Origin of the sequence: Aggregatibacter segnis (genome assembly GCF_003130075.1) — a bacterium.
GTDB lineage: Bacteria > Pseudomonadota > Gammaproteobacteria > Enterobacterales > Pasteurellaceae > Aggregatibacter > Aggregatibacter segnis_A.
Map to the genome: position 1 here is coordinate 1 of NZ_NRCW01000002.1, position 12,200 is coordinate 12,200.

At 39.8% G+C, this 12,200-nt stretch carries 9 protein-coding genes, 3 tRNA genes and 1 pseudogene; 4 read left to right on the top strand and 9 right to left on the bottom strand.

Annotated elements, in window-relative coordinates; all coding sequences use genetic code 11:
• Positions 1-58 precede the first annotated feature (58 nt).
• The 5 genes and pseudogenes from DK415_RS01965 to pgsA all read right to left on the bottom strand — a co-directional run.
• Positions 59-328 (bottom strand): annotated as a pseudogene (locus DK415_RS01965) (heme-binding domain-containing protein); the annotation flags it as partial.
• 919 nt (positions 329-1,247) lie between these two features.
• Positions 1,248-1,323, bottom strand: a tRNA-Lys gene (locus DK415_RS01970).
• A gap of 49 nt (positions 1,324-1,372) precedes the next feature.
• Positions 1,373-1,459: transfer RNA gene (locus DK415_RS01975), tRNA-Leu, on the bottom strand.
• Position 1,460: 1 nt separating this feature from the next.
• Positions 1,461-1,536, bottom strand: a tRNA-Gly gene (locus DK415_RS01980).
• A 154-nt stretch (positions 1,537-1,690) separates the two neighbouring features.
• Positions 1,691-2,248: a CDP-diacylglycerol--glycerol-3-phosphate 3-phosphatidyltransferase gene (gene pgsA, locus DK415_RS01985; protein ID WP_048748936.1), complete on the bottom strand. Its 558-nt coding sequence runs from the start codon at positions 2,246-2,248 to the stop codon at positions 1,691-1,693.
• Between the two features lie 183 nt (positions 2,249-2,431).
• Here pgsA and metC point away from each other — a divergent pair, with 183 nt between their 5' ends.
• Positions 2,432-3,625, top strand: a complete 1,194-nt coding sequence (metC, locus tag DK415_RS01990; RefSeq protein WP_109432225.1) for a cystathionine beta-lyase — start codon at positions 2,432-2,434, stop codon at positions 3,623-3,625.
• Between the two features lie 200 nt (positions 3,626-3,825).
• Complete coding sequence (locus DK415_RS01995; RefSeq protein WP_109432226.1) at positions 3,826-4,890, top strand: porin; 1,065 nt, start codon at positions 3,826-3,828, stop codon at positions 4,888-4,890.
• A 130-nt stretch (positions 4,891-5,020) separates the two neighbouring features.
• On the opposite strand, the gene dnaJ is transcribed toward DK415_RS01995, so the two are convergent.
• Positions 5,021-6,148: a molecular chaperone DnaJ gene (gene dnaJ / locus DK415_RS02000; protein WP_109432227.1), complete on the bottom strand. Its 1,128-nt coding sequence runs from the start codon at positions 6,146-6,148 to the stop codon at positions 5,021-5,023.
• Between the two features lie 122 nt (positions 6,149-6,270).
• Here dnaJ and DK415_RS09450 point away from each other — a divergent pair, with 122 nt between their 5' ends.
• On the top strand, positions 6,271-6,435 hold the full coding sequence (locus DK415_RS09450; RefSeq protein WP_160309760.1) for a hypothetical protein: 165 nt from the start codon (positions 6,271-6,273) through the stop codon (positions 6,433-6,435).
• Here the strand turns inward: DK415_RS09450 and DK415_RS02005 are convergent.
• The 3 genes from DK415_RS02005 to dnaK all read right to left on the bottom strand — a co-directional run bounded on the left by DK415_RS02005 (position 6,419) and on the right by dnaK (position 10,183).
• The gene (locus DK415_RS02005; protein ID WP_109432228.1) at positions 6,419-7,687 is read right to left on the bottom strand and encodes an O-acetylhomoserine aminocarboxypropyltransferase/cysteine synthase family protein; all 1,269 of its coding nucleotides are present in this window, start codon (positions 7,685-7,687) and stop codon (positions 6,419-6,421) included. The genes DK415_RS09450 and DK415_RS02005 overlap by 17 nt on opposite strands.
• Positions 7,688-7,762: 75 nt before the next feature.
• Positions 7,763-8,161, bottom strand: coding sequence for a GyrI-like domain-containing protein (locus DK415_RS02010; RefSeq protein WP_109432229.1), 399 nt, complete (start codon positions 8,159-8,161; stop codon positions 7,763-7,765).
• Positions 8,162-8,281: 120 nt separating this feature from the next.
• Complete coding sequence (dnaK, locus tag DK415_RS02015) at positions 8,282-10,183, bottom strand: molecular chaperone DnaK (protein ID WP_109432230.1); 1,902 nt, start codon at positions 10,181-10,183, stop codon at positions 8,282-8,284.
• A gap of 336 nt (positions 10,184-10,519) precedes the next feature.
• On the opposite strand from dnaK, the gene DK415_RS02020 reads away from it, so the two are divergent.
• Positions 10,520-11,956: a YdgA family protein gene (locus DK415_RS02020; protein ID WP_109432231.1), complete on the top strand. Its 1,437-nt coding sequence runs from the start codon at positions 10,520-10,522 to the stop codon at positions 11,954-11,956.
• The last annotated feature ends 244 nt before the right edge of the window (positions 11,957-12,200 follow it).

Sequence of the window (12,200 nt, forward strand, 5' to 3'; positions counted from 1 at the left end):
GTAAGTAGATTATAAATGATTTGGATTATAAGGCGACAATTATTTGTATCGTTTGACAGAAATTTGTATTTTTAACATCAATATCGCGACTTAAGATAGAATCCGCTAACGGAAGATTAGCATAGAAAGGTAAATCAGCATTAGGGGAGTGGCAATATTGACAACCGTTATCTAACAAGATTTTGGCAACCTTTTGTTGCTCAGCAGAGTAATTTCCTTCAGCAAGTAATTTTTCTGACTGCCCCTTATCATATTGATGGATATACCCAACAACGCCTAAATAACCAGCAATCGCGATGACCGCGGCTTTAAGTACAAATTTTTTCATAATCATGCTCCAATGTTAAAAAAAGTAAAAACAGCAGGGCGATTATGGCTAAAAACATAATCTAACCATATGATTTAAATCAATAAATTTGATTTGAAAAAGCAATGGATTTAATCGCTTTTATTAATCAAAAATAGGTAATTGAGTAAAAAGAATGCACAAAGAAGGCTTGAAAATACCATAAATAAATCGAATTGAAAGAGAATTATCAATAGGCAAAACTAAATTTTGGTGGGCAAACGATGCTAGGAAATTATTTTTCTATAAAAGAGAACCGCACCGAATTCGACGCGGTTCGGTTTCACCCGAAGGTGAGTTCATGGTTTTCCAATGCATTAGGAGTGATGCCAATCTAACAAAATCAATTTGATGTTCAGCTTGACTTGTTTTAAGCCTTCCTTTCATTCTTGCTTTTTGAGAGAAGCAGAACACCACAAATGGGAACGTATCTAGTGATGCATGTAGTTGCTACCGCTCTCCGGTAGCTGAAACGTTCGTTTCGTAAATCCTAAGATATTCGCCTTGACTCCGTCCCTTTCACCGCTGTTGCTACTTTATAACGACTAAAGAAAGAAGCGGCAACATTCATGTTGAAGTATTACAGTTATAATAGGAATAGGTCTTTGACTCTTGGCCGATAGCCTTGTTGAAGACACCCAAGGAATCATCAAATTGTCCTTGTGTCTAATTCTCTTTCTATATCGAACCCTTACGAATTATTCATAATAGAATTGCTTATTCTCACGTACAATCAAACGTTGTTTTTCAAGTGGAGCTAAAACTGTTAATGCTATTTTCGATAATTGTCATAAGGAGAGGGGCACGCGTTTAATAAATAAGGGTAACACCTTATTTTATTCATTAAAGAGAAAATAAAGATTAAGAGAAAGAATATATCGAATAATTGGGAATTTATATTTGGTGGGTCGTGAAGGATTCGAACCTTCGACCAACGGATTAAAAGTCCGCTGCTCTACCGACTGAGCTAACGACCCAATGATATGATTTAAAAGGGGAATTTAATAAACTAAGAAGTGTATTAAATGGTGCCCGAGGCCAGACTTGAACTGGCACGCCTCGAAAGGCGAGGGATTTTAAATCCCTTGTGTCTACCGATTCCACCACTCGGGCTTGGAGCGGGAAACGAGGCTCGAACTCGCGACCCCGACCTTGGCAAGGTCGTGCTCTACCAACTGAGCTATTCCCGCGTCATCATTTAGCAGCGCTAAACAACGGGGTGCATTTTACTCATTTATAATTGTGAGTCAAATAGAAATTTAAAAAAATTTATTTAACTGCTTAAAAAAAATTCAACTTTGGAAAAAATTCAAAATAAAAATACGGCCAAAAACGACCGCACTTTTATTCGCGTAAGTCTTCTAATAGGCTGTCTTTAGCCGCATTCAGATATTGCAACATAGACCAAATTGTTAAAATGGCAGCAACATAAAGCAGAACTATGGCAATGATTTCCATTGCGGTGTTATAACGCCATAATAATCCGCCTAATGCGAGCATTTGGGAGGTGGTTTTTACTTTGCCTAACCAAGATACTGCGACTTTACTGCGGCTACCTAATTCAGCCATCCATTCACGTAAAGCAGAAATAATAATTTCTCTTGAAATGACCACGATTGCGGGAATCGTAATCCAAAAAGTATGGTTATATTCCACCACTAAGACTAACCCCGCGACCACCATGATTTTGTCTGCGACAGGATCCAAAAAGGCTCCGAATCGGGTGGTTTGTTTCCATTTTCTTGCTAAATAGCCATCAAGCCAATCGGTGACACCGGCAATGAAGAAAAGTAGAGTAGTTAAGAAAGGCGCCCAATCGAAAGGTAAATAAAAGGTAATAACAAAGAAAGGAATCAAAATAACGCGAAAAATCGTAAGAAAAATGGGAATATTAAGTTTCATGATTCATTTTGCTAGAGGTGAATAGTGTGCTTATTCTAAATCAGATTCTTCCCTTTTAAAATGCCAATTTAGAAATTTGATTTAAAAAGAAGCTAGTGATGATAAGAATTTAGCGTTAATATTTTTAACGGCAAAAACGACCGCACTTTTACTCGATTTTTTATTATTTTATAGGATGTCATCATGTCAGGAAAATCTCTTGCAACCGCGTTAGTTCATGCGGGCAGAAAAAAACGTTATACCCAAGGAGCAGTTAATCCTGTGGTACAGCGTGCTTCTTCTTTAGTTTTTGATTGTTTAGCCGATAAAAAACACGCCACAATGAATAGAGCAAAAGGTGAACTCTTTTATGGCAGACGCGGCACACTAACACATTTTGCTTTGCAAGATGCGATGTGTGAATTAGAAGGTGGTGCAGGTTGCTATTTGTATCCTTGTGGTGCTGCTGCTGTGACAAACAGCATTCTGTCCTTTGTACAAACCGGTGATCATATCTTAATGACCGGTGCGGCTTATGAACCGACACAGGACTTTTGTAATATCATTCTGCAAAAAATGGGGGTGGCAACCACATATTATGATCCGATGATTGGCGAGGATATAGCCCGCTTAGTTCAACCGAATAGCAAAGTTTTATTTCTTGAATCACCGAGTTCGTTAACTATGGAAGTGCCTGATATTCCCGCCATTGTGAAGGCTGTGAGAAAAGTAAATCCGGAAATCGTGATTATGATTGACAACACGTGGGGCGGTGGCGTTCTTTTTAACGCTTTAGAACATGATATTGATATTTCCATCCAAGCGGGAACAAAATATTTAGTAGGGCATTCTGACGTGATGATTGGTACTGCCGTGTCTAATGCTCGTTGTTGGGATAAATTACGTGAGCATTCCTATTTAATGGGACAAATGGTGGATGCCGATAGCGCTTATACGACAGCGCGTGGTTTGCGCACGTTGGGTATTCGATTAAAACAACATGAGGAAAATAGCATCAAAGTGGCACAATGGTTGGCACAACAACCTGAAGTCAAAGCCGTATATCATCCAGCATTGCCAAGCTGCCCTGGGCATGTGTTTTTCCAACGAGATTTTCTTGGTGCAAGTGGCCTGTTTTCATTTGAATTAAAGCAAAAACTCACCCAACAACAGTTAGAAACGTTTATGGATCATTTTGAATTATTTACGATGGCGTATTCTTGGGGTGGGTTTGAATCGCTTATTCTTTGTAACCAACCGGAAGAAATTGCCAAAATTCGTCCGAATATTTCACGTAAATTAGAGGGAACGCTGATTCGAATTCATGTTGGCTTAGAGGATGTTGATGATTTAATTGAAGATTTAAATGCCGGATTTAAACGATTAAACGTAATTTGAACATGTTTTCTCTTAAATTGAAGTGGAAAAATGTGATCTGTATCAGAAAATAGGCAGAAAAAAAGGAACTTTTTATTGACGGTCGAATTTTTCTTTGGCAACATTTAGTCGCTTCAAAAGAAGTAGCTTGGACTATTCGCAATTTGAAAAGTTCAAATTTACCTTAATAACAAGTAAGTTCTGAAAAAGGAATGAAGATTATGAAAAAGACAGTAATCGCATTAGCAATCGCTGCTTTAGCAGCAGCAGGCACATCAAGTGCTGCAACAGTTTATAATCAAGATGGTACAAAAGTTGAACTTGGCGGTTCAATGCGTATCTTCCTAGGTAAGTTAGGTGAAAACCAACGTGGTAATTTAGTTAACGATGGTTCCCGTATTAATATCAAAGCATCTCAAGCATTAGAAAATGGATTATCTGCATTCGCAGGTTATGAATTGCGTTTTGAGAGAGATGCTCTTAAAAACAAACAAAACGCTGAAAATGATTTTGGCGATCCTACAACTCGTAAATTATTTGTTGGTTTCGGTTTTGAGAACGTAGGTAAATTGAGCTTTGGTCGTCAATCAACTACAGCTGATGATGTTGTAGGCGATAGCTTATACTATGATTCTGGGGCATTGAATCCATTAATAACTCGTGCGGATAAATCTGTTAAGTTTAGCTCTGCTGAATTCGGTGGCTTTAGCTTTGGCGTAGATTACTTGTTTGGTAATGCTGAGAAACATACTACAAACAATTATAAGAGTGGTTACCAAGTTGGTGCATTCTATAACTATGAAATCGCTGACAACCACAAATTTGATGCCGCTGCAGTTTATACAGTAGATCAATTTGATACAAAAGCAAGCTCTGAAACTAATCGAAAAGATCACACTTGGGTCTTAGCAACTCATTATCAATTGCAAGACTTGAAATTAGGCGCTGCTTATGGCCAAGGTGTAGATAAGTTAAGAAGTAAGCCTAGCAAAAATAGAACTAAATATATCTTCGTAGAAGCTAAATATGACTTAAATGGTCTTACCGGTATTCCATCAACTGTTGGTTTGCAATGGGAACGTTTAGGAACAAAACATGGTTATGACCATGATAAAAAAGTTGAAACAGGTAAAACTATTGAAAACCACTATATTGCAGTGGTTGACTACAAATTCAACAAATATGTAGTGCCTTATGTACAATATACTCGCGCTACTACAAAAGTTGACGATGGTCAACGCACTAACGAAAATATCTATGGTGCAGGTTTACGTGTACACTTCTAATTTGAGTTAATACTCATTAAAAAGACCGACATAATGTCGGTCTTTTTTTATGCCTAAGTTTTACACGTAAAAAAGTGCGGTAGAAATACTTAGAATTTCTACCGCACTTTGGTTTTAGATTTTGTTAACTTTACTTAGTTAGATCATCAAAGAAACGTTTTACACCGTCTAAAAAGCTAGAAGATTTAGGACGCTGTTTCGTTTGCCCTTCTAAGCTTTCTTCAAGCTTACGTAGCAATTCTTTTTGTTCTTCCTTAAGTTTGACTGGCGTTTCTACCACAATTCGACAGATTAAATCGCCGGCATACCCACTGCGCGTGGAGGTAACACCTTTGCCACGCATACGGAATAATTTACCCGTTTGGGTCTCTTCAGGGATTTTTAACTTAACACGGCCATCCAATGTTGGCACTTCAATTTCGCCACCAAGAGCAGCCATAGTGAAGCTAATCGGTACTTCACAATAAAGGTTGCTGCCATCACGCTCAAAAATGTGATGTTCTTTCACATGGATTACAACATATAAATCGCCTGCCGGTGCACCATTTTCACCTGCTGCGCCTTCGCCTGATAAGCGTAATTGATTTCCTGTATCCACGCCTGCCGGGATTTTTACGGAAAGGTTTTTTGGTTTATTCACTCTGCCGTCACCGTGACAAGTTTTACATGGTTTCTCAATTTTCTTACCGGTGCCATGACAGAAATGACAAGGTTGCTCCGTTACAAAGAAACCTTGTTGACGGCGTAAGCGACCTGAACCGTGACAATGTGGACAGGTTTCCACTTTTGAACCGGCTTCAGCCCCTGAGCCATGACAGGTTTCACAAGGGGCAAGCGTATGAATTTTAATGTCTTTGGTTGCGCCTTTGACGGCTTCTTCAAGGGTGATTTCAAGGTCGTAACGTAAATCATCACCACGCACAACACGTTGGCGACCACGTCCGCCACCACCGAAGATATCCCCGAACATATCGCCAAAAATATCGCCGAAATCCGCACCGCCAAAACCACCACCGCCGGCACCGAAACCTTGTTCAAATGCGGCATGACCGTATTGATCATAGTTGGCCCGTTTTTGCTTATCGCTGAGTACTTCATAAGCCTCTTGGATTTCTTTAAATTTTTCTTCTTTCTCTTTATCACCTTGAGTTCTGTCCGGGTGATATTGCATGGCGAGCTTTTTATAGGCACGCTTAATTTCTTTTTCATCGGCGGATTTAGAAACGCCGAGAAGTTCGTAGTAGTCTTGTTTTGCCATAATGTTTCAATTTTCCGTTTAAAATATCAAATGCTACTTTTATGATTGTCTATTGTATTACATGAACAATATCGCTAAAGACCAAAATGATACCGAAAGGCAGAAATATTAAGAGCCAACACATGAATTTATTAAGGCATGGCTCGGCTTATTTTCGTTTGTTACAGCCAAACGAAAGCCAACAAACCAAAATGAGCCGTCTATATTTCTGTTACGATATGATTTTGTCGTTGTTCAAAGAGGCTGGCCGATTGTCTGCCTTGAATACCATCATTTTGCCGCATTGAAGGCTTGTTCTAAATCCGCCAAAATATCTTGAACACTTTCAATACCACAAGAAAGGCGAATTAATCCTGCGGAAATCCCTGCTTTTTCTAATTCGACTTCACTTAATTGGCGATGCGTTGAGGTCGCAGGGTGTAACGCGCAAGTACGAATATCCGCCACATGCACTTCACGAGATGTCATTTGTAAAGCATTTAACCATTTTGCCGCAGCGTCTTTGCCTCCCTTGATTTCAAAAGAAATGACACCGCACAAACCGTTTGGTAAGTATTTTTGTTTGAGTGCGTAATCCGTGGAACTGATTAACCCCGGATAGCTTACTTTTGCTACTTGTGGGTGTTTTTCCAAAAACTCAGCGACAGCCTGTGCATTCTCATAATGACGCTGCATACGCAACGCAAGGGTTTCCATGCCGATATTCAATAAGAAACTGTTTTGCGGTGCCGGTGTTGCGCCTAAATCACGCATTAATTGTACGCGCGCTTTAACAATATAAGCGGCAGGGCCAAATGTTTCCGTATAAACCAACCCGTGATACGTTTGGTCCGGTGTGCTTAATTGCGGATATTTGCCGTTATTCCAATTAAAGTTGCCACCATCCGTAATAGATCCGCCAAGTGCAATGGCATGGCCATCTAAATATTTAGATGTGCTATGAATAACCACGTTTGCGCCAAATTCGATTGGGCGGCAAAAATAAGGAGTGGCAAAGGTGTTGTCGATTAGTAACGGTGCCTGCGCAGCTTGGGCTAAGGCAGCAAATTTTTCAATATCTAGCACTCGTAACGCCGGGTTTGCAATGGTTTCAGCGAAAATGGCTTTGGTGTTTGGACGAATGGCTTTTTTGAGTTCTTCGAGTGGCAAATCTTGATCCACAAAACTGACTTCGATCCCCATTTTTTTGAACGTGTGTGCAAATAAATTGTAGGTGCCGCCATAGACACAAGAGGAGGAAATAAAGTGATCGCCGGCTTCTAAAATATTCAGCATGGCATAAAAAACCGCCGATTGACCTGACGCGGTACACATTGTCGCCACACCACCTTCAAGTGCGGTAATTTTTTCTTCTGCGGCATTCGTGGTTGGATTTGCCAGACGGGTATAGAAATAGCCAGCCGCTTGCAAATCAAATAATTTACCGATTTCTTCCGCAGAATCGTAGGTAAAGGTGGTGCTTTGTACGATAGGTTGAACGCGCGGTTCACCATTTTTAGGACTATAGCCGGCATGGAGACATTTTGTTGCAAATTCCATTATTTTTCCTTGGGTTGTGTTTGTTTTGAGGGGAAAAGTGCGGTCATTTTTTATAAAATTTTACACACTTTGAGCTTAACAATGTGGTTCAACGGCGATATAAATTTCTACTAAACCATCGGGGTGGTATTTTTCAAAATCCACCGAATAAGCCCGCTTAAGTAAACCTTGTTGTTCTTTTTTCCAGATAAGTTGCCATGTTTGATAAATTTCATCTACTTGGCAACGAAAAACTTCGTAGAAACTCAAATCTTCAATTTCAATCACCGGGATATCAGTCTCTAATGCTGCTTCACTTGCAATCGCAAAATCATAGTCTGCTTGGTGATTCGTCGCATAATTAAAATAAATGCCATAGCAATGATGACCTTGTGGTAGTTTATCGAAATTGTTTTGCCAAAGGGTTGGGATCATTTCATTTGCTATGTCGTTATTTAAGCGTTGTTGTACGATTGGGTAGAGTTTTAACGTCATTTATCCTCCTGGTTTATTTTTCCTGACTTCACTTTTTTAAATAAAGTCAGGAAAAATTGTGGTTGATGAATACACCAAAAGGGCGTATTGCTACGCCCTTCTATTTTAGTGAGAGTGAAATTACTTATTATCCTTCACTTCTTCAAACTCAGCATCAACAACATCATCGTTTGGTTTGCCGTTGCTTTGCGCTTCTTGTGCATCACCTTGTGGTTGAGCCGCTTGAGCAAGTTTTTGAGCAACTTTTGCAAGAGCTTGAAGTTTAGCTTCAATCACTGCTTTGTCTTCACCTTTTGCGGCAGCTTCTAAGTCGCTTAATGCGCTTTCGATAGCAGCACGATCTGCGGCTGGAACTTTATCACCTGCTTCTTCTAATTGTTTACGTGTGCTGTGTACAAGGTGATCTGCTTGGTTGCGCACTTGTACTAATTCTTCAAATTTACGGTCAGCTTCAGCGTTCGCTTCGGCATCGCGTACCATTTGTTGAATTTCTTCATCACTTAAACCGGAAGACGCTTTAATGGTGATTTGTTGTTCTTTACCGGTGCCTTTGTCTTTCGCAGAAACATGGATGATACCATCTGCGTCGATGTCGAAGGTCACTTCAATTTGTGGCATACCGCGTGGAGCAGGGTTGATGCCTTCAAGGTTGAATTGACCTAAAGATTTGTTGGCAGAAGCCTGTTTACGTTCACCTTGTAACACGTGAATAGTTACCGCACTTTGGTTATCTTCAGCGGTTGAGAACACTTGCGATTTTTTGGTTGGAATCGTGGTGTTTTTCTCAATTAAAGTGGTCATCACACCACCCATAGTTTCGATACCCAATGATAATGGGGTAACGTCTAACAACAATACGTCTTTTACATCACCGGCTAACACACCGCCTTGTACTGCTGCGCCAATCGCAACGGCTTCGTCTGGGTTAACGTCTTTACGTGGTGCTTTGCCGAAGAATTCTTCCACTTTTTGTTGAACAAGTGGCATACGAGTTTGGCCGCCCACTAAAATCACATCATCAACTTGAGATGCGCTTAATCCTGCATCGGATAATGCAACTTTTACCGGCTCAAGGGATTTGGCCACTAAATCTTCCACTAAAGATTCTAATTTCGCACGGGTCAACTTGATGTTTAAGTGTTTAGGACCAGTTGCATCTGCAGTGATGTAAGGCAAGTTCACATCCGTTTGTTGTGCGGAAGAAAGCTCAATTTTTGCTTTTTCACCGGCTTCTTTTAAACGTTGCATTGCAAGCGGATCTTTACGCAAGTCAATGCCTTGTTCTTTTTGGAATTCATCGACCAAATAGTTGATCACGCGGTTATCGAAGTCTTCACCACCTAAGTGAGTATCACCGTTGGTTGCCAACACTTCAAATGTTTTCTCGCCACCCACTTCATCAATTTCGATGATGGATAAATCGAATGTACCACCACCTAAGTCGTAAACAGCGATTGTTTTGTTACCTTGACCTTTATCCAAGCCGTAAGCTAGTGCGGCTGCAGTTGGTTCATTGATGATACGTTTAACTTCTAAACCAGCGATACGACCAGCATCTTTGGTTGCTTGACGTTGTGCGTCGTTAAAGTATGCCGGCACAGTAATAACGGCTTCAGTAACCGGTTCGCCTAAGAAGTCTTCGGCGGTTTTTTTCATTTTTTTCAACACTTCGGCAGAAATTTGCGGAGGTGCTAATTTATCGCCTTTCACATTGACCCATGCATCGCCATTGTCTGCGCGTGTAATTTCAAATGGCATGATGTCGATATCACGTTTTACTTCAGCATCTTCAAAACGACGGCCGATTAAACGTTTGATGGCAAATAAGGTGTTTTTCGGGTTGGTCACCGCTTGGCGTTTTGCCGGTTGACCGACTAAAATTTCGTTATCATTTGTATAAGCAATGATTGACGGCGTGGTGCGATCGCCTTCTGCGTTTTCAATCACGCGTGGTTTATCGCCATCCATCACAGCAACACAAGAGTTTGTTGTACCTAAGTCAATACCAATAATTTTTCCCATTTGTTTTCTCCTCGTAAAATTTTAAATTCGGTGTAATGGTTTACGGATTGTAAGATGTGGATTGAATTTTGCATTTCAAGGCATTTATTTAAAAATTTTTTCAATGCATGAAAAGTGCGGTTCAAAAATCAGATGGATTTTCAGTGCTAGCTTTACTCAAAGGCTTGTTGCTAGAACAGCACATTTGCGGTTCAATCCTGATTCGTTTTGTAAAATGAGGATAAAAGTAAGAGATTCAAGAGGAAGAGAAAAATTTAGTGGTCTTTTTTTCTAAAAAATTAAATTTATGCTAGATTAGCCAAGTTATTTCACTTTTTATTTATTAAGGACAGAGGTATGAAAAAATCAACGTTAACGTTAGGTGTTATTGCGGCATTAGGTGTCGCCTGGGTTGGTGGTGCATGGTACACGGGAAAAGTGGCAGAAGAAGAATTTGTTCGTCAAGTCAATCTCGTGAATAAAGATCTTAGCCAATCAGCGGATTCTCTTGGTTTGGACATTCGTTTTGATCATGTTTCTTTTGAACGTGGTTTATTCAGTTCTAAAACTAAATATGACATTTTAGTGGCTGAGCTTGAAAATCCGAGCAAAACCTGGACGTTGCCATTTGAAGGGACGTTATACCATGGCCCGTTGCCGTTAAATCAGTTAAGCCATTTTAATTTCATGCCAAGTCTGTTTTCCAGTGTGGATTTGATGACTAAAAATGAAACAACAGCTCCTTGGTTTGAAGCAACAAAAGGTAAAACACCGATTACTGTAACCACCTTTGTTGATTATAACCAAAGCGGATCTTCTCATGTGGATCTTGTGCCTTTTGAAGCTGTGATGGAAGAAGGAACATTCGCTGTGAATGGCTTGGATATGAAACTGGGCTTCAAGCGCGATGGTGTGAATAAATTAGATTTTGCGCTGAATAAACTTCAATATAGTGAGCCGGATAAAAATGCTTCTGTTGAATTCAACGATTTAAAAATTGATGCTGAATATCAACGTATTCCGGAATGGGCGTATCTTTCCACTGGTAAACAATCTTTATCAGGTGGTGCGGTGAAGTTCAACGCTATAGATTCTGAAGGGAAAAGCAATCACGTTGAATTTAAAAATTGGAAAGTCGATTTTGATACGGTGAGAAAAGATAACATCTTAGATTCTGCTGCAAAAATCGTGTTTAACGGAATTTCGGTCCGTGATGCTGATTTAGGAGATTTAACCATTGATATGGCGTTAAACCACGTTGACGGTGAAACCTTTAACCAGTTAATTCAGGTTTATAACGAATCCGCGAAACAACAGCATGATGTGCTTACCGATGAGGAAGTACAGATCACGAAAAAATTGATTGATACTCAACCGCAGTTTATCTTTAATCCGACACTTAACAATAAAGCCGGTAAATTAGCCTCCAATTTGGATATTTCCATGGCAAGCGCTGATTTTGAAAATGCTATCGGCCAAGGAAAGATTTTCCGTTTGTTTAACCACTTTATTTTCAAAATGGATGCCAATAAAGAAGCGTTAATTGAGGAAGCTGCGACGGTATTGCAGTTAGACCGACTTGATGATAAAGAACAGGCAACTAAAGTGGCAACAGAACAAGTTAATTTAGGCGTTAAAAATGGTGTGCAACAAGGTATTCTGGTTGAGGACGGAAAATCCGTTAAACTCGATCTTGTGCTGGAAAAAGGTGAGCTTAAATTAAACGGAAACGTGATTCCGGAAGAACAGGTGGCTTCAATGTTGTTCTTAATGGTGATGTCAATGGGACAGTAGTTTATATTAATATCCCTCGATAATATTGTGCATATAAAGTGCGGTCGATTTACAAAACGTTTTGAATTTCGACCGCACTTTCTGTTTATAGCGCCTTTCTTATCAGAGAATAAATTGATGTAAAACCGTGAGTGAGTTCACAAAATTACAAATAACCGTTTGCTTTATAATGTCATGTTGCTATCCTTAGCCCCAACAAAAATAAGTGCTATACAAATAGCCAAACATATTTTGCTTTCCGAGT

Coding starts and splice junctions, on each gene's coding strand:
- DK415_RS09450 (WP_160309760.1), top strand. CDS start 6,271: ATGAATTTATTAAGGCATGGCTCGGCTTATTTTCGTTTGTTACAGCCA.
- DK415_RS01995 (WP_109432226.1), top strand. CDS start 3,826: ATGAAAAAGACAGTAATCGCATTAGCAATCGCTGCTTTAGCAGCAGCA.
- DK415_RS02005 (WP_109432228.1), bottom strand. CDS start 7,687: ATGGAATTTGCAACAAAATGTCTCCATGCCGGCTATAGTCCTAAAAAT.
- metC (WP_109432225.1), top strand. CDS start 2,432: ATGTCAGGAAAATCTCTTGCAACCGCGTTAGTTCATGCGGGCAGAAAA.
- dnaK (WP_109432230.1), bottom strand. CDS start 10,183: ATGGGAAAAATTATTGGTATTGACTTAGGTACAACAAACTCTTGTGTT.
- pgsA (WP_048748936.1), bottom strand. CDS start 2,248: ATGAAACTTAATATTCCCATTTTTCTTACGATTTTTCGCGTTATTTTG.
- DK415_RS02020 (WP_109432231.1), top strand. CDS start 10,520: ATGAAAAAATCAACGTTAACGTTAGGTGTTATTGCGGCATTAGGTGTC.
- dnaJ (WP_109432227.1), bottom strand. CDS start 6,148: ATGGCAAAACAAGACTACTACGAACTTCTCGGCGTTTCTAAATCCGCC.
- DK415_RS02010 (WP_109432229.1), bottom strand. CDS start 8,161: ATGACGTTAAAACTCTACCCAATCGTACAACAACGCTTAAATAACGAC.